Annotated in this window: 18 protein-coding genes; 6 read left to right on the top strand and 12 right to left on the bottom strand. The window is 61.7% G+C overall.

Annotated elements, in window-relative coordinates; translation table 11 throughout:
* Positions 1-10: 10 nt before the first annotated feature.
* The 5 genes from PR017_RS26440 to folE form a co-directional block, all read right to left on the bottom strand.
* The gene (locus tag PR017_RS26440) at positions 11-649 is read right to left on the bottom strand and encodes a glutathione S-transferase family protein (protein ID WP_111221064.1); all 639 of its coding nucleotides are present in this window, start codon (positions 647-649) and stop codon (positions 11-13) included.
* An 80-nt stretch (positions 650-729) separates the two neighbouring features.
* The gene (locus PR017_RS26435; protein WP_111221063.1) at positions 730-1,314 is read right to left on the bottom strand and encodes a response regulator; all 585 of its coding nucleotides are present in this window, start codon (positions 1,312-1,314) and stop codon (positions 730-732) included.
* Positions 1,315-1,411: 97 nt separating this feature from the next.
* On the bottom strand, positions 1,412-1,777 hold the full coding sequence (locus tag PR017_RS26430) for a thiol-disulfide oxidoreductase DCC family protein (RefSeq protein WP_111221062.1): 366 nt from the start codon (positions 1,775-1,777) through the stop codon (positions 1,412-1,414).
* A gap of 60 nt (positions 1,778-1,837) precedes the next feature.
* Positions 1,838-2,545, bottom strand: a complete 708-nt coding sequence (locus PR017_RS26425; RefSeq protein ID WP_240539028.1) for an SDR family NAD(P)-dependent oxidoreductase — start codon at positions 2,543-2,545, stop codon at positions 1,838-1,840.
* Between the two features lie 28 nt (positions 2,546-2,573).
* Complete coding sequence (gene folE / locus PR017_RS26420) at positions 2,574-3,179, bottom strand: GTP cyclohydrolase I FolE (RefSeq protein ID WP_111221061.1); 606 nt, start codon at positions 3,177-3,179, stop codon at positions 2,574-2,576.
* Between the two features lie 143 nt (positions 3,180-3,322).
* On the opposite strand from folE, the gene PR017_RS26415 reads away from it, so the two are divergent.
* From PR017_RS26415 to PR017_RS26390, 6 genes are all read left to right on the top strand, one after another.
* Entirely contained in the window at positions 3,323-3,958 is a 636-nt protein-coding gene (locus tag PR017_RS26415; RefSeq protein ID WP_111221235.1) for a Urease operon accessory protein, read from the top strand.
* Positions 3,959-4,026: 68 nt separating this feature from the next.
* On the top strand, positions 4,027-5,028 hold the full coding sequence (locus PR017_RS26410) for an NAD(P)/FAD-dependent oxidoreductase (RefSeq protein ID WP_111221060.1): 1,002 nt from the start codon (positions 4,027-4,029) through the stop codon (positions 5,026-5,028).
* On the top strand, positions 5,025-5,465 hold the full coding sequence (locus PR017_RS26405) for a DUF3429 domain-containing protein (protein WP_111221059.1): 441 nt from the start codon (positions 5,025-5,027) through the stop codon (positions 5,463-5,465). Before PR017_RS26410 ends, PR017_RS26405 begins: the two co-directional genes overlap by 4 nt.
* 162 nt (positions 5,466-5,627) lie before the next feature.
* Entirely contained in the window at positions 5,628-6,194 is a 567-nt protein-coding gene (locus PR017_RS26400) for a sigma-70 family RNA polymerase sigma factor (protein ID WP_240539027.1), read from the top strand.
* Positions 6,158-6,835, top strand: a complete 678-nt coding sequence (locus PR017_RS26395) for a ChrR family anti-sigma-E factor (RefSeq protein ID WP_240539026.1) — start codon at positions 6,158-6,160, stop codon at positions 6,833-6,835. Before PR017_RS26400 ends, PR017_RS26395 begins: the two co-directional genes overlap by 37 nt.
* 235 nt (positions 6,836-7,070) lie before the next feature.
* Entirely contained in the window at positions 7,071-8,384 is a 1,314-nt protein-coding gene (locus PR017_RS26390) for an alpha/beta hydrolase (RefSeq protein WP_425070063.1), read from the top strand.
* A gap of 39 nt (positions 8,385-8,423) precedes the next feature.
* Here the strand turns inward: PR017_RS26390 and PR017_RS26385 are convergent, their stop codons facing one another.
* From PR017_RS26385 to PR017_RS26355, 7 genes are all read right to left on the bottom strand, one after another.
* Complete coding sequence (locus PR017_RS26385) at positions 8,424-9,308, bottom strand: XdhC family protein (RefSeq protein ID WP_275113031.1); 885 nt, start codon at positions 9,306-9,308, stop codon at positions 8,424-8,426.
* A gap of 350 nt (positions 9,309-9,658) precedes the next feature.
* On the bottom strand, positions 9,659-10,915 hold the full coding sequence (locus tag PR017_RS26380) for a Zn-dependent hydrolase (protein ID WP_111221055.1): 1,257 nt from the start codon (positions 10,913-10,915) through the stop codon (positions 9,659-9,661).
* Entirely contained in the window at positions 10,912-11,754 is an 843-nt protein-coding gene (locus tag PR017_RS26375; RefSeq protein WP_111221054.1) for a BtpA/SgcQ family protein, read from the bottom strand. The genes PR017_RS26380 and PR017_RS26375 overlap by 4 nt, the downstream gene beginning before the upstream one ends.
* The gene (locus tag PR017_RS26370) at positions 11,751-12,668 is read right to left on the bottom strand and encodes a ribokinase (protein ID WP_111221053.1); all 918 of its coding nucleotides are present in this window, start codon (positions 12,666-12,668) and stop codon (positions 11,751-11,753) included. The genes PR017_RS26375 and PR017_RS26370 overlap by 4 nt, the downstream gene beginning before the upstream one ends.
* Before the next feature lie 3 nt (positions 12,669-12,671).
* The gene (locus tag PR017_RS26365; RefSeq protein ID WP_111221052.1) at positions 12,672-13,442 is read right to left on the bottom strand and encodes a glutamine amidotransferase; all 771 of its coding nucleotides are present in this window, start codon (positions 13,440-13,442) and stop codon (positions 12,672-12,674) included.
* A 32-nt stretch (positions 13,443-13,474) separates the two neighbouring features.
* Positions 13,475-14,563, bottom strand: coding sequence for a phosphotriesterase family protein (locus PR017_RS26360; RefSeq protein ID WP_111221051.1), 1,089 nt, complete (start codon positions 14,561-14,563; stop codon positions 13,475-13,477).
* Between the two features lie 3 nt (positions 14,564-14,566).
* On the bottom strand, positions 14,567-15,505 hold the full coding sequence (locus PR017_RS26355; RefSeq protein WP_279619577.1) for an ABC transporter permease: 939 nt from the start codon (positions 15,503-15,505) through the stop codon (positions 14,567-14,569).
* Positions 15,506-15,562: the final 57 nt, after the last annotated feature.

Below are 15,562 nucleotides of genomic sequence, written 5' to 3'. Positions count from 1 at the left end.
GCACAGGTTATCAGCCGAGATTGGGCTGAGTGGCCTTGTAGCTGGGCAGGGCCTGGATTGCCGTCCACCAGTCGCTGAAGCCCGGAACGTCGAATAGAGCACTCTTGTCGGGGGTCATGGAGATGTAGAAGGCTATCGGCGCGAGGTAGAGGTCTGCGAGGCTGAGCTCGTTGCCCGCGATGAACGTGTCGCCGGCCCGGGTTGTCATGATGAATTCGAGCACTTTGCGGCCATTCGCAATTCCCTCTTTGCGGCTTTCTTCATTCTTGCCGCCAACGAAATCCGGAAACAGGTGGTAGGCCGCGACGCCACCGAGAAGCGCTCCGTAGCCGTAGGAATCGATGATGCCGACGGCCATGTCCATGCGAGCGCGATCCTTGGCGTTCGCTGGAACGAGCGACTTGCCCGGCAGGACGTCATCGAGATAACGCGTGATCGCTGCAGTCTCCAGGATCGTAATGCCGTCATGCTCGAGAACCGGAACCTTGCCGAACGGGTGGCGCTTCAGATGCTCCGGCGACTTTGGCTCTCCCTTCAGCACGTTGAGCGGGATCTGCTCGAAATCGGTGACGCCCTTTTCCGCGAGAAGCATCTTCACAGTGCGGACGTAGGTGGAGCCGTCGAAACCCCAAAGCTTGATATTGGCCATGTCTGGTCTTCCTCTTGTGATCGGCCTGCACGATGCAGGCGGAAGCGAAACTCGCTGACGGATTGTGCCCGCGATGGACTTCAGTCCATGGGACCGGGTCCGCCACGCGCCAGCATTCGCTGCAGTGTGCGGCGATGCATGTTGAGCAACCTTGCCGACTCCGACATGTTCCCGCCGGTCGCCTCGAAAATGCTGACGATGTGTTCCCAGCGCACGAGGTCCGGTGGCTTCAGCGCCGTATTCGGCTCGCTCGCCGACTTGTCGACAAAGCCCAGCACCTCGAGGATCTCATCGGCATCCGCAGGCTTGCTGAGATATTCGGTTGCCCCAAGCTTCACGGCGACCACGGCGGAATGGATATTCCCGTAGCCTGTCAAAACCAGCGTCTTGGTGTTCTTCGAGAGCGTGTTTACGGCCTCAATCACCGCAAGGCCGCTTTTTTCACCGATCCTGAGGTCGGTTATGACGATGTCGAGATGTCTTTTACCGACCAGGCCCAAGGCATGGTCCACGGTCTCGCACACTTCCACATCAAAGCCCCGGTCCGAGAATGCTTTTCCGAGCCTGTGGCCGAAAACGCTGTCGTCATCGACGATCAGGAGGGAGAGGGGCGCGGCGTCGCTATCGCCCGACACGCCTTCGAAATTTGCAGCCAGATAACTCATAGCATTCTCCCCCACGGTAATGGGCATTGGGCAGGAGATGCCTGCCGGATGATCACGTCATGCATTCAAAGGGGCCGACGGAAATCGTCGTCTGCCCTCAGGATCTCGCTGCTACCTGGCAATGGGCAAGTCGCGCAAACCGCCATTTTGCAAAGATCGGATATATCGCCCTCAAAGCCGCATTGATCGGCGGGAAACTTGCGATCTTCGCAGCGGTCCGCCACCGCGGTATGTGCCGCCAGATCAGCAGGAAGGCGTCGACGCCGACATGCATGCGGCCATTGTCATCCTTGCCATGAAGCTCCATCAAAGCATCGGCGAGCGAGACATTCTCGTTTTCCAGAGCGGTCCCGTCCTTCATGACGTCGACCCAGTCGAAAACGCCGGCGGGAGCAACCTTGCGGTAGTGGTTGATTTCCCGCGAGCACATGCCGCACGCGCCATCGTAAAAGATCTTGATCATGTCTGATATACGGCCGGTTCGGCATTCAGATCAGATGACGGCGACCTAAAGCGGCGGGCTTCACCACGGAATGGTGCTACCGTCGTAGGCAAAGAATTTGCCCGTGTCGTCTGGCTGGAGTCCGTCCACGGTTCGCAGGATCTGGTGCGCCGCGTCGTCCGGTTCAGTGCGGGGATGACCGGACGAAAAGGGATCGGACAGGGCGGTCATGACGGTGCCGGGATGGATGGTGACGACGGTTGCCAGCGGAGAGCTGCGCGCCACCTCGATGGCGGCGGTGTGAACGATCTGGTTGAGGGCAGCCTTTGCCGATCGGTAGGAAATCCACCCGCCAAGACCGTTGTCGCCGATGGAGCCCACCCTTGCCGAAAGGAACGCCATGATGACCCGCTTCCGCTTGGCCAGAAGCGGCACGAAATGCTTGAGGACGATTGCCGGACCTGCAGCATTGACGGCGAACTGCGCCATCATCGCATTTTGCGAGATATGCCTGATGGATTTTTCCGGACCCACACCGTCGATGGTCAAAGCCCCGGTCGCACACAGGATGATATCGAACGCCTGCGGTGCAAGCGCTTCGGCGGCGCGCCTGACGGAAGCCTCGTCCGTGATGTCGAAACCGTCGTTGCGCCGCGACAGCTGCACCAGCTTTTCGCAATTGCCGTCATCCGCGAGCTTTCCCGCGAGGGCACCGCCGATGCCACCGCTGGCTCCGATCACTAGGGCTCTGTAGCCGACATCGAGCGATGTCATCAACGCGTCCGACATGTACTCCTCCATCTCATCCCTCCAGCGCTTATCCTCTTGCGAGCGTGATGAAGCGCGCCTGGTCCGCCGCCGACATTTGGAACGAACCGGTGAAGCGCGTCGTCAAGGTCTTGGTACCCTGCTTTGCAACACCGCGCATGGCCATGCACATGTGTTCGGCCTCGATCATGACAGCCACGCCCTTCGGCCGCAGGCTTTCGTCCAGCGCCGTGGCGATCTGGGCCGTCATGGTTTCCTGCGTCTGCAGGCGTCGGGCATAGAGATCGACGAGACGCGCCATCTTGGAAAGGCCGAGGACGCCCTTGTCGGGCACATAGGCGATGTGCGCCACGCCATGGAAAGGGACCATGTGGTGTTCGCAGTGGGAGTGGAACGTGATGTCCTTGACGATCACCATGTCATTGTAGCCGGCCACTTCGGAGAAAGTCCGGGACAGGACGTCTTCCGGCGCCAGGTCATAGCCGGCGAACAGCTCGCGATAGGCCTTGGTGACACGCTTCGGCGTGTCCAGCAGGCCTTCGCGCGTCGGGTCTTCGCCTGCCCAGCGAATCAGGGTCCTGACGGCGGCCTCTGCCTCCTGCTGCGAGGGGCGCTCGAAGGCGGCGAGGTCGGCATTGGCGAGCATGGCATCCATTGCTACTCTCCAAATTCATAAACGACGTTGCCTACGGGAACTTGCACGCCTCAGATCAACAGACAGATTTCGAAGGGTCAAAACGCGCTTTGATCCGGTCGGGCGATGGAACCGTATTGGCTGAAAATTCGACGGATGGATTTGTGTCACGCAGGATTGCAATTGTTGGAAATGGCTCGTTCGCCGGCCCCCATGCTGGCGTGATCGACTCGTGCGACCTTGTGATACGCTTCAACGACTGCCGTTCGGTCGGCGAGGGCGGCATGCGTACGGATGTGGTGGCGGTCTGCAATACCGGGCGGCCCGCGCTGGCCATGATCCGCCGCGCCTCGTGGCGCGAGCTCCCGGCGGTAGCCTCTGCCTCCGCCATCTGGTGCGTGCGCGACCATCATAAATTCGCGGAGCTGAAACCAAAGCTGGATCCGGGACTTGAAGACTTCTGCGACGACTACACGGCAGAGTTTGCAAGGTTTGCGGTTATGACGGGAAAAAACTTCGAGGTCATACCTCGCCATCACCACGACAGGATCGACGTCGAGTTACAGCGCATCATGTCGGGCAGCTATATCGTGCCGAGTTCGGGACTGATGGCACTCGCCTATGTGATGGAAGAAGCCGCAGGCCCGGACGATACGGTCATCCTGGCTGGTTTCGACCACAGGGGATGGAAAGGACATCCTTTCGATGCGGAGCGCATCCTGATCGAACGCTTCATTGCGGAGGGCCGGATCAGGCGGCTCTTGGCAAATGATTTCCGATACGCCGAATGCGACGCCTGACAGACCGACCCCATCCCACCTGACAGAGCAACCAAGCGAGACGGCAGGTCCAGGAGACCGGAAACCATATGGCTATACGACCACGAGTTGGCATCATCGGCGCAGGAATAGCGGGACTGACGTTGGCAAAAGCCATATCAGCGACCGGATCCGTGCGTGTGTTCGAAAAGAGCCACGGCGTCGGCGGCCGGATGGCGACCAGATGGATCGATACAGTCTCCTATGACCACGGCGCGCAGTACTTCACGATCCGGAACGACCGGTTCCACGATGCCTTGGAAACGGCACGCGCCAACGGCGTGGTCGAACCCTGGAATGGCCATGTAGCGTCGCTGTCGGATGATGGCCTGCTGGAGAGACCAAAGTCGAGCACCGTCCGGTATGTCGGCACCCCCTCGATGAACGCATTGCCGAAATCGATGTCCGTCGGCCTCGACATCCAGCCCGAGAGCACGGTCGGCGCGATCACCGGCGAACCCGGCCGATGGTTCGTCAATATCCGCGATCGTACGGAAGGTCCCTTTGACTGGGTGATTGCCACCGCCCCCGCCCCGCAGTCCGCCCTCATGCTGCCGGCGAGGTTTGCTCACCATGACAAGCTCGGCCTTGTCCGGATGAACGGATGTTTCACGCTGATGGTCAATATCGATACGAAGCACAGTGCACAAATCCCGTTCGCCGCAGCCCATGTGGCCGATCCCGTCATCAACTGGATTTCGCTCAACAACAGCAAGCCGGGCAGGCCGGCATCACCCTGTCTGGTGGTCAATTCCAACGCGGTCTGGGCCGACCTCAACATGGACATGCCCCTCGAAAAGGTCAGGCAAGCGTTGATCGAGGCGGCACGTCGACATGTGCAGATGGATGCAGGAGAGGCCGATACCGCGACCGTCCATCGCTGGCGATACGCAAACGTCGAACGTCCGGCGGGCGAGCCTTACCTGCTCGACAAGGGTTCGCAGCTTGCTGCCTGCGGTGACTGGTGCATTGGGGGTAGGGTAGAGGCTGCATTTCTGAGCGCGGCCGGCCTCGGCGATGCCTTGGTCGCACTTATGGGAGACGCTAAGTGAACGGCGTTTCCAGCAAGGTATCGACAGCGCTTGCCTTTGCAGGCGCGCTGCCGTTCTGGTTCTTCGCGCTCGCCCCGGAGACCATCGCCGGATTGAACTCCGCCTCGGCCTTTGCCACCTATGGCGCCATCATCAGTTCGTTCATGGCGGGAGCCCTCTGGGGACGTGCCCAGAATGGCAAGGCGGACGTCGCCCTGCTTATCCCCAGCAACGTGCTCGCGCTCGCCTCGTTCGTGACAGCCGTCTTTTCGCTGTCGCCTGTGGCGCTGGTGACCCAGCTTGTTGTCTTTGGACTGCTGCTTTTAGCAGACTACCGCATCTATGCCGGCAACCTGGAACAGCGATGGTACTGGAAGCTGCGGGTGTGGGTAACGCTGGTCGTGTCGTTCGCCTACGCTATCATGCTGCTGCGCTACGTTCTCGGCGCCAGCTGGTAGCGTGGCCGTGGTCAGCATGGCGACGCCTATGATCCGGCTTTTGATAAATGGCGTATATCGGCTATGACAATATCGGAGCCCGCCCAATCTGTCTCGCTTCCCGTGTCGGCTGCCAGTATGGGGATGGGGCGGACGGCACCGCCGTATAGGAAGGTCCTGCCTTTGGCAGAAGCACAAGCCGCACTGGACCGCAAGCGCATCAACGAACTGATGGCGGCGGTCGCCGAGCACCGGGACGTGGATTCGTATGAGATGCTGTACAAGTATTTCGTACCGAAGGTCCGCTCCTACATGTTCAAGATCGGCGGCGATCGCATCATGGCGGAAGAAATGGCGCAGGAAGCCATGCTTTCCGTGTGGCGAAAAGCCAACCAGTTCGATCCGGAAAGAGGTGCTGCCTCGACCTGGATCTACACGATTGCCCGCAACGTACGCATCGACGCGCTACGTCGCGGGCCTCGACCGGATTTCGACCCGAACGACCCGGCCTTCGTTCCCGGCGATACCCCGGCCGCCGATGTCGCATTTGACAAGGAGCAGGATGCCGACAGGCTCAGGCTGGCAATGGCCTCTCTGAAGCCGGACGAGATCAAGGCGCTGAAGATGTCTTTCTTCGAAGACATGGCGCATCCGGCAATTGCCGCTTCGCTTGGCATCCCCATCGGGACTGTTAAATCAAGGATAAGGAATGCATGTCTGAAGCTGCGCAACATACTCAAGGACGATTGATCGTCGTGCATCATCTCGGTGACGAACTGCTGATGTCCTATGCTGCGGGAACGCTGTCGGAAGGATGGAATATCGGGGTGGCGACGCATCTGTCGTTTTGCCCCGGCTGTCGCGAGCGCCTGGCCGAGTTCGAGACAATAGGTGGCTATTTTCTCGAATGCGAGGAGGTCACGCCCGCCGAGCCGGTGGCCTGGGAAGACATGAAGAAGCGCATGGAGATTCCCGAGCAGCTGCCGGTGCCCGCGCCGAAGCGCTCGGACCCGCTGCTTCCTCAGCCGCTGCTCTCCTATGTGGACGCCGCCGGCGGGCTGAAGTGGCGCTCGCTCGGCAGCGGCGCATCGCAGATGAAGATACCGACATCCGACCCGAGCACCATTGTCAGGCTCCTGAAGATCCCGGCTGGCAAGCCCGTTCCCGAGCACGGACATCGTGGCCGCGAACTGACGCTGGTACTGGCCGGCAGCTTCGGTGATTCGGTTTCCGTCTTCAACCGAGGCGACGTGGAGCTTGCCGACGACGAACTGACGCATCAGCCGGCGGCAACGCCGGGGGAAGACTGCATCTGCCTCGCCATCACGGAAGCACCGCTGCGGTTTACAAGTCGCATCCTGCGTTTCATCCAGCCTTTCATAGGCATCTAGAGCCGGAGGAGCCGTTTGCTACGGCTTCGTCTGCCCGACGCTCCGCTTGTGGATATCCACAGAGCGGCGTGCGATCTACATGGCCGACCACTGTCATTTGGTTCCTTTTGTGGAAAAGTCTGGAACCCCGCCGGCCGGAAATGTATGAGGGGCTAAATTAGAACGGCGGGACTTGTTATTGGTGGCACGTGTGGGACAGCCAGGTCGCAAAGCAGCCCGCGCACGCGTGGCCTACGTGCGCTCTCTGGCAATCGTTGCGGCCCTGTTGCTGCTGTCCGGCTGCGGTGGGCGCCTGATCGGCGTCATGACACCGAGCGGCACAGTCGTCAGGGGCACATCGCAGGTCCGCCTGCTGGCAGCAACTACAAGAGCGCCTTCCGACGACAAGGCCATTCTGTTCAGCGGCGAGCGTGGCAGCGACCTTAAGATCGATGCGATCACGGTTTCCATTCCGCCCGAGGCCAACCGCACGGTCGGCCAGGTGCAATGGCCCGCGCGCCTGCCTGCCAATCCGCTGAAGGAGTTCTCGACCGTCAATGTCGTGCCTCTCGTCTCGAAGGCGGAAGACGAGCGCTGGTTGAAGCAGAATCTTCCGAAGAGCCGACGCGCGCTTGTCTTCGTGCACGGGTTCAATAATCGCTACGAGGATGCCGTCTACCGCTTCGCACAGATCGTTCACGATTCCGGCGCCGATGTCGTTCCTGTCGTCTTCACATGGCCATCGCGCGCCAGCATCTTCGACTACAACTACGACAAGGAAAGCACCAACTACTCGCGCGACGCTCTGGAGGATCTTCTGCGGCGGATCAGCGCCGAGCCATCGATCAGCGAAGTCACCGTGATGGCCCATTCGATGGGGACCTGGTTGGCGGTGGAAGCGCTTCGGCAGATGGCGATCCGCGACGGCAGGACGCTGCCGAAGATCAAGAACGTCATTCTTGCCTCCCCCGATCTCGACGTCGATGTTTTCAGCCGGCAGTTTCTTGCACTTGGAAAGAACCCGCCGCACTTCACGCTGTTCGTATCCCAGGACGACCGGGCGCTGAGCGTGTCCAGACGCATTTCAGGCAATGTGGATCGTCTCGGCCAGGTGGATGCCAATGCCGAGCCATACCGCACCCAGTTTGAGAAGGCCGGTATCAGCGTGATCGACCTCACCAAGCTGAAATCCGGCGATAGCCTCAACCACGGCAAATTCGCCGAGAGCGCCGATGTGGTCAAGCTGATCGGCCAGCGGCTGATATCCGGGCAGACCATCACCGATTCCGATGTCGGTCTCGGCGAAGCCGTCGGCGCCGTGGCACTCGGCGTATCCAACACAGTCGGTAATGCGGCAAGCGTCGCGGTCAGTGCGCCCATCGCCGTGTTCGATCCGCGCACGCGGCGCAACTATGGTGAGCAGGTTCAGCGCCTCGGGAGATCTGTCGACAACACGCTGGGATCCGTCGGCGATACCGCCGGCGCCGCAGGATTTCCCGATGTCACAAGTCGATCGGGCAAGCAGTGTTCTGGAAACCAGGCAGACCGCCGCCCGGGCTGCTTAAACTGAGGGTCGCTCCGTAGTCCGATATTGGAAAAAATTGCCCTGTCAGCGCGAGATCGCGTAGGCAGAAGCGACATCACCGAGTACGGAGAGCGCCAGCGTATTGGCGTCCCGGGCCTTGGCGATGACGCCGATCGGCGCCTTGATCCTGTCGATGGCAGCTTGCTCGTATCCAAGCTCTTTCAGCGCCGCCGAGCGACGCTCGTGGGTTTTGCTGCTGCCGAGGGCACCGATGTAAAACGGGTTGCCGTCCAGCGCTGCACGAAGGACCGGCAGTTCGAGATCGAGATCATGGTGCAGGAGGACAACCGCCGTATCGGGGTCGGGCAACGCTCCGTCCAGCAAATTTGCACCATCTTCCCGGCGAACGACCTCATAGCCGGTGGAGGCTGCGAGTTTGGCCGTGCGCTCCGCCTCGATGGACCTGCCGCTCAGCAACAGGCGAGGACGCGGACGATAGCCTCTCTTCAAATGCTCTCCGTCCCAGGCGTCCTTTGCCGGAAATGCTGCAACCTCGAGTGACTGCGCGCCAGCATCGTATTTCAGCCCCATCCGACGCCGTAATTTCAGGCCTTCCAGCACGGTGCGCAGACTGAGATTGTCCCTGAGCACATGGATGGCCAGCGTGATGCCGCCACCGCAAGGCAGGACGATATCGAAGAACCGCGACCCTTCCCCCAGGCGCAGGAACCGGTCACTGCCACCGGCGATGGCCTGCAGAGCCTCTGCCGCAACAGCAGCCTCCGTACATCCGCCCGAGACGTAGCCGCAATAAAGGCCGTCCCGGCGGACTGCCATTTGCGCTCCGAGCGCTCGCGCTGCACCGCCACGGATCTCGACCAGCGTGACAAGCGCCGTCTCGAAGCCTTCGTCAAAAGAGTCGGCCGCAAATTGCAGGATCTCCTGGGCGTCGTCGGTCATGAATGCCATTTGCGGCATCGATATTTCGGGTCTGGGGAGCACAAGCGACATTGATTGATCTCTGGCCTCGGACGCGAGCCCGGAATTGACGCTGTTTCTGCAGTGGTTGAAAATTAAACTACAGCTTCGACGATAGGTTCCGAACTCCTCCGGGGCAAACTCACTCTGTCATGATGCCGACCCGGCACGCCTGCGGGCATGAGACGCAAGCACTAAAGACGCCTCAGTTTTGAGGCCGCGTCAACACGCGGTGTGCAGATTGCGTGCCGGCGGAGCTGGGATCTGCGGAAATGCAGACGCAGCTCGAGTTCGGACGTATTACGCCCGACCGGAATCGCCCGTTCACGACAGACGATGGATCAAACGCGCGCTGCCATCGAATTGGCCAGCGACAGGGTTGCTTCAAACATTACGTGGGCGCCCGTCACGATGTGCTCTGGGGCAACATATTCCGCCTCGTTGTGGCTCAAGCCATCGCGGCAGGGGACGAAAATCATGGCCGATGGCGCCACGCGGGCGAGGAACAGGGCATCATGAAAGGCACCGGATACCATGCGCTTGGCTGTCAGGGACAGGCTTGTCGCTGCTGCCTCGACGGCACCGGTGACAATCGGCGAAAACGTCGCCGACGGCATGTCGAAGGTCTGCAGGATGCTGCAGCTACATCTCTCGGCAATGGCTCGACTGTCGCAAACACTGCGGACCTCGGCCTCGATGCTATCCAGCCGCTGTGGATCGGGATGGCGGATATCGACGCTGAAGGCGACCAAGTCCGGAATGGCGTTTATGGAGCCTGGATGGATGGCTATCCGACCGACGGTCAGGCGCGCATCCGCGTCGTTCTGCATTACGGTTGCCTGCAACTCGTGGAGGGCGGAGGCGGCTGCCACCATCGGATCGCGTCTGTAGGCAAGTGCCGTGGTGCCGGCGTGGCCAGCCTGTCCGGAGAACGTCACCTGCAGCCAGCGCGTGCCCTGCACACCGGTCACGACGCCAATAGGAATATTTTCCACTTCCAGAGACGGGCCCTGTTCGATATGCAATTCGAGATAGCGCGACACAGGGGTGCCGAGCGGGCGCATGGTGGCTTCCGGCAACGCCGAGAGCGTGGCGGCGAGTTCGTCGGCAAAGGAGCCACCGTCGGCGCCTGAAAGAGAGTTCCATTCGGCGGGATCAGCGGCGCCGGCGAAGGCCATCGAGCCCATCGCCCCTGGCGAAAATCGGCTGCCTTCCTCATTGGTCCAGGCGACGACTTCGACTGGAACTTCAGTCTCTACGTCGAAATCTTCCAGCGATTCCAGTACCTCGAACGCCGACAATGTGCCCAGCGCACCATCGAACCGGCCACCCGTCGGTTGGCTGTCGAGGTGACTTCCGATCAGCACCGGCGCATGCAACGCGTTGCGGCCTTCGCGCCGGATGAACAGATTGGCCATGCTGTCCTGGAAAACGCCGAAACCGCGTGCTAGCGCGAGTTCCGCCAGCAGCCGGCGAGCCTGGCGATCGCCATCGCTCAGCGCCTGGCGGTTAACACCACCGGCAGGCGTGGCTCCGATTGCGGCAAAGGCCTGCATTCGGGCCAGCAACCTTTCGCCGTTGATGGAAGCCGATGTCACGCCCTGATGCCCGCTATGAATGACTGGACGCGCGACAGTTCGACCGGGTTCCACCAGACGCCGTCATACTTCAGCGAACTTGCGACGATGACGCCGTCAACGATGCCGAGAATGTCGTTGACGTTGTCGGGCGTGACGCCGCTGCCCACCAATGTCGGCAGGCCGGCGGCCTCCTTGATCATCCTGATGTAGCCGAGGTCAGCCGCATGGCCCGTACGCTGGCCGGTGGCGATAATCGCATCTGCGTCGAAGAACACGAGATCCTTGACCTGCTCCTCGACCGGGCGGTCGGCAACGATGGCGTGGGCGCCGTGCTTGACATGGGCATCGGCAAAAATACGGATGCCGTTGGCGCGCAACTTGGCGCGGAACCGCATGGCGCGCGCGGCTTCGCCCTCGATGAAGCCTTCATTGGCGACATAGGCGTTGGCCCATTGATTGACGCGAACGAAGCCGGCACCAGAGGCACTGGCAATCGACAGCGCCGGGATCGAGGCGTTGGCCAACACGTTGATGCCGATGGGTCGGCCGAGTTCGCGGCGGATACGGTCGGAAACCACAGACATGTAGGCGGCGGTTTCGGGGCCGATATCATCCGGCTTGGCAAAGGGAATGTCGCCGTGGTTCTCGATGATCACACCGTCGCATCCGCCATGAAGATAGGCTTTTGCGTCATCGAGGCCGCGCTGGTAGATTGCTTCCACCGTCTCGCCGTCGTAGCGGGGCGATCCCGGTAGCGGCATCAGGTGGACGACGCCGATGACGGCCTTGGGCTTGCCGAACAGGGAGACCAGTACGTTGTCGGCAACCTGGCCGATGCGGTTCGTAGGGGCTGTCATGCGTTTTCCGTTTCCATTTCCATATCGATAAGGTGTGCCATCTCCTGCTGGCTGGGGCAGGACTGCATTGTACCGGTGCGGCCGACGGACAGTGCCGCAGCAGCCGTGGCAATGCGGACGGCATGACCGAGCGGGATCTTTTGCGCAAGACATCCGGCGATACAGCCGCAAAAGACATCGCCGGCACCGCTGGTATCGACGACATCGGCGCGCAGGCCTTTCACCCAGTCCGGCGCGCCTCCCGCCCTGTCGACAACAAGGCAACCGCGCGCGCCGAGCGTAATAACGACGGAGCCTGCGCCCCGGGAGATGAGATCGCGGGCAGCCTCCAGCGGATCGGCATGCCCCGAAATCCCGGCAGCCTCACCCTCGTTGACAATCACGATATCGGCCGCCGCAAGGTCTGGACTGCTGCCCGGCACGAGTGGGCTTGGATTGAACACTGTCGTTGCGCCGCTCGCCTTGGCGGCCTTCAGACAGGCGATTGTGACATCGGCACGCAGGTTTCCCTGCAACAGCACGATATCCCGATCCCCGATCGAGGCCGCGAGGCCGGTTTGAAGCAGGGGATCGAAGGCCTCAGCGCATGTGACGCCGCTGACGATGATGTTTTCACCGCTGGCATCGACCATGATCGTGGAGCGGTCGGTCGGCAGTTCCAAGGCCGGCATCAGTGCTGTGTCGAATTCCTCCGACAGCATCTCGCGGATGGTTCTGGCCGCAGCATCCGTGCCGGTGGCAGCGAGAAAGTCGACCGGAGCACCCGTCCGGGCGGCCGCGACCGCCTGGTTGGCCCCCTTGCCGCCGATGCCATCGCTATGGCCGTCGGCATTCAGCGTTTCCCCCGGCCGCGCAAAACGGCCGAGGCGGAACGTGGTGTCGATGCAGACATTGCCGACGACGTGGACACGCATGGATCAATCCTTGGTGGTTGCCCAGGCCAGCATCTGCTCGAACAGCGTCTTGTAGCCGCTCCACGCGATGAAGCTCTGCGGCAGCCAGTGGGGGCCGACATCCGATGTCCAGGCGACGGTGCGGCCCTTGCCGTAGGAGCCGGCAACCAGCAGCGGCAGCGAACCATAGTCTGTCGAAACGGTCGCCAGAACCTCGGCACCGGGCTTGACAGTGACCTCGTTGAAGCCGAGCAGGATTGGCCAATCCTTGCCGAGACCCTTGAGGATGGGGTGGTCCTCTGAACCGTTGACCGCCGGTGCAAAGCCTTCCGGTACCTCGACGCGGTCATCGACCGAGAGGCAATCGACCGGCAGCACATCCTCGATCGGCGTCTTGTGATAGCGGGCGCCGCCATTGATACCCTGGAAGCTGTAGTAGCCGCCGAACATCAGCAGGCCACCGCCGTTGCCGACGTAGTCGCGCAGCAGGCGCAGGCGGTTCGGGGTCGGCTTGGAATGGATCCATGTATCGGGATGCAGCAGCAGCGTGTTGGCGCCGATATCCGACAAAACGATAGCATCGTAGGCCGAAAGCGCCTCGATGGTCTGCGGGAAATCCCGCTGGGCCTCATGGGCCGGCATGAAGGTGACGTCGAAATCGCTGTCCTTCAGGGCGGTCAGCAACTCGTCGGCGCCGGTGTGGTAGGTGACGGTCGGGAACTGGTCGAAACCCTTGATGTGGGTGGCGGTCGACACCCAGGATTCGCCGGCGAGAAGAACCTTCTTCTTGGGCATGCTTTACTCCTTCGATAGATTGCGATTGCGGCTCAGGTGGCCGCGGAAAAAACCGATTTTGGATTGTCGACCAGCATCCGGTCGATGGAGGCCTGGTCGACGCCGTGGCGCTTCAACCGCGGCACGAAATGCTTGAGGATGAAGCCATATCCAAACCCGCCATAGCGGGTCAGCATGATCTTCAGGAACACGTCCTGCGACAGCAGAAGCCGGTCGACGAAACCCATGTCGATCAGCGACCGCAGAGCGCGGGCGTTCTCCTCGTCGGATGGCGACTGGGCGTCCTGGTCGGCGTAGTAATAGTCCATGCCGATCATGTCGTATTCCAGGAACGCGCCACGCTCGGCGAGGCTCTTCTGGTAGGGCAGGTCGCTGTGGCTGGGGTTCATATGGCAGAGCACAGTGTGCCTGAGATCGGCCCCTTCCTCCTCGACGACGTCGAGCACGCGGTGCGCCAGCCGTTCCCAGCCCGGCAGGTGGATGGTCAGCGGCAGGCCTGTCATGCGCGAGGCCCGCGCCGAGGCCCGCAGCGACTTCAGCTCCTCGGAGGTGAAGTCCTTGCTGACGCCGACCTCACCGATAATGCCGGCCATGATTTCCGGCTGCGTCTCGCCACCACCGACATCGTTGACGATGAACTCGGTCACCGCCTCGACATCCATCGCCTTCAGCCATTCCGGATGCGTATGCTGCAGATAGAAGCCGGTGCCCATGATGATCTTCATGCCGGACATGCGCGAAATACGGGCGAGCTTCGGGGGGTCGCGGCCTATGCCGATATTCGTCGCCTCGACGACGGTATGACCACCGAGCGCCTGGAACTTCTTCAGTTCCGTGAGCGCCAGGTCGCTGTCGTCGAGCGAGACGTTGTCGCGGTTCATGTACGGGTTCATCCTGAGCTCGCCGACGATCTCGATATTGACCGGCTGCTCGGCGATCAGCTTTTCGTCGGGATGGCACGGGCATTTCCAGGTGCTGGCGCCGTCGAGCAGGATGTGCTCGTGCATCAGCGTGATCCCGAGGTCGTCCACCGCGACGGGCCCGAGCACCGTCATGGCCGTGCCGGAGCGGACGCCGATTTCGGCGCGCTCGGCGGGCTTTGTATCGAACAGGTGATCCATAGCTCAGCGGCTCCTCACGGCACCCTTGAAGATGCGGAAATTCAGCCAGATGGCGATCAGGATGATGGAACCGGTCACGATCGGCGTCAGGAAGGGAGACATGTGGGCAAGGATCAGGCCATTGGCGATGACCGCAACAGTGAGGGCGCCGAGCACGGTGCCGAGGATCGTGCCGCGACCGCCGAACAGGCTGGTACCGCCGAGCACCACAGCGGCGATGACATCAAGTTCGAAGCCTTGGCCGGCGTTCGACGAGCCGGAACCCAGACGGGCAGCAAGGATGATGCCGGCAGCAGCAGCTGCCGTGCCGGAAATGACGTAGACCAGCAACGTCGTCAGGCGGGTATTGACGCCGGCGCGGCGTACCGCCTCGGCATTGGCCCCGACGCCGGTCACATAGCGACCGAACGGCGTCTGGTTGAAGACGATAAAACTGACGACGAGAATGACGAGAGCGATCAGCGCCGGCACGGGGACCCCGAGGAACCAGGCGCGGCCGAGAGCGGTAAACGGGCTTTCCGCGTCGACCGGGATCGAATAGCCGCCGGTGATCAGCAGGGCGAGCCCGCGAATGACCGAGAGGCCGGCCAACGTGACGATGAAGGACGGGATGCGCTCATAGGCGATGAAGAAGCCCTGCAGCGCACCGACGAAGCCGCCGAGGGCCAGCATCAGCAGCACCACCAGAGGCCACGGAATGCCCGCCTGTAGCGACGCTGCCGAGAGCGTCGATGTCAGCGCCAGCACAGAGCCGACGGAGAGATCGATGCCACCCGTCGTGATGACGAATGTCATGGCAGCGGCGACGATCAGCAGCGGTGCCGACTGGCGCACGACGTTGAGCAGATTGGGCGCCGTCAGGAAGGCGCCTGTTGCAACCGAGAAGACGATGCAGACGACGAGGAAGAACAGCGCGATCGAGATGATGCTGCCATTCGCCATCGCCTTGTCGCGGAGCCGCGTCTTGTGAACGCGCGGCGGTGCGGCGGCGTGCAGGGA

The organism is Rhizobium tumorigenes (assembly GCF_003240565.2).
Taxonomy (GTDB): domain Bacteria; phylum Pseudomonadota; class Alphaproteobacteria; order Rhizobiales; family Rhizobiaceae; genus Rhizobium; species Rhizobium tumorigenes.
Note: the sequence above shows the minus strand (reverse complement) of the source record. Positions and strands in the feature narration are given on the sequence as shown.

Coding starts and splice junctions, on each gene's coding strand:
- PR017_RS26385 (WP_275113031.1), bottom strand. CDS start 9,308: ATGGCATTCATGACCGACGACGCCCAGGAGATCCTGCAATTTGCGGCC.
- PR017_RS26355 (WP_279619577.1), bottom strand. CDS start 15,505: ATGGCGAATGGCAGCATCATCTCGATCGCGCTGTTCTTCCTCGTCGTC.
- folE (WP_111221061.1), bottom strand. CDS start 3,179: ATGGATGCCATGCTCGCCAATGCCGACCTCGCCGCCTTCGAGCGCCCC.
- PR017_RS26370 (WP_111221053.1), bottom strand. CDS start 12,668: ATGCGTGTCCACGTCGTCGGCAATGTCTGCATCGACACCACGTTCCGC.
- PR017_RS26365 (WP_111221052.1), bottom strand. CDS start 13,442: ATGCCCAAGAAGAAGGTTCTTCTCGCCGGCGAATCCTGGGTGTCGACC.
- PR017_RS26410 (WP_111221060.1), top strand. CDS start 4,027: ATGGCTATACGACCACGAGTTGGCATCATCGGCGCAGGAATAGCGGGA.
- PR017_RS26425 (WP_240539028.1), bottom strand. CDS start 2,545: ATGTCGGACGCGTTGATGACATCGCTCGATGTCGGCTACAGAGCCCTA.
- PR017_RS26430 (WP_111221062.1), bottom strand. CDS start 1,777: ATGATCAAGATCTTTTACGATGGCGCGTGCGGCATGTGCTCGCGGGAA.
- PR017_RS26375 (WP_111221054.1), bottom strand. CDS start 11,754: ATGACAGCCCCTACGAACCGCATCGGCCAGGTTGCCGACAACGTACTG.
- PR017_RS26395 (WP_240539026.1), top strand. CDS start 6,158: ATGTCTGAAGCTGCGCAACATACTCAAGGACGATTGATCGTCGTGCAT.
- PR017_RS26435 (WP_111221063.1), bottom strand. CDS start 1,314: ATGAGTTATCTGGCTGCAAATTTCGAAGGCGTGTCGGGCGATAGCGAC.
- PR017_RS26440 (WP_111221064.1), bottom strand. CDS start 649: ATGGCCAATATCAAGCTTTGGGGTTTCGACGGCTCCACCTACGTCCGC.
- PR017_RS26360 (WP_111221051.1), bottom strand. CDS start 14,563: ATGGATCACCTGTTCGATACAAAGCCCGCCGAGCGCGCCGAAATCGGC.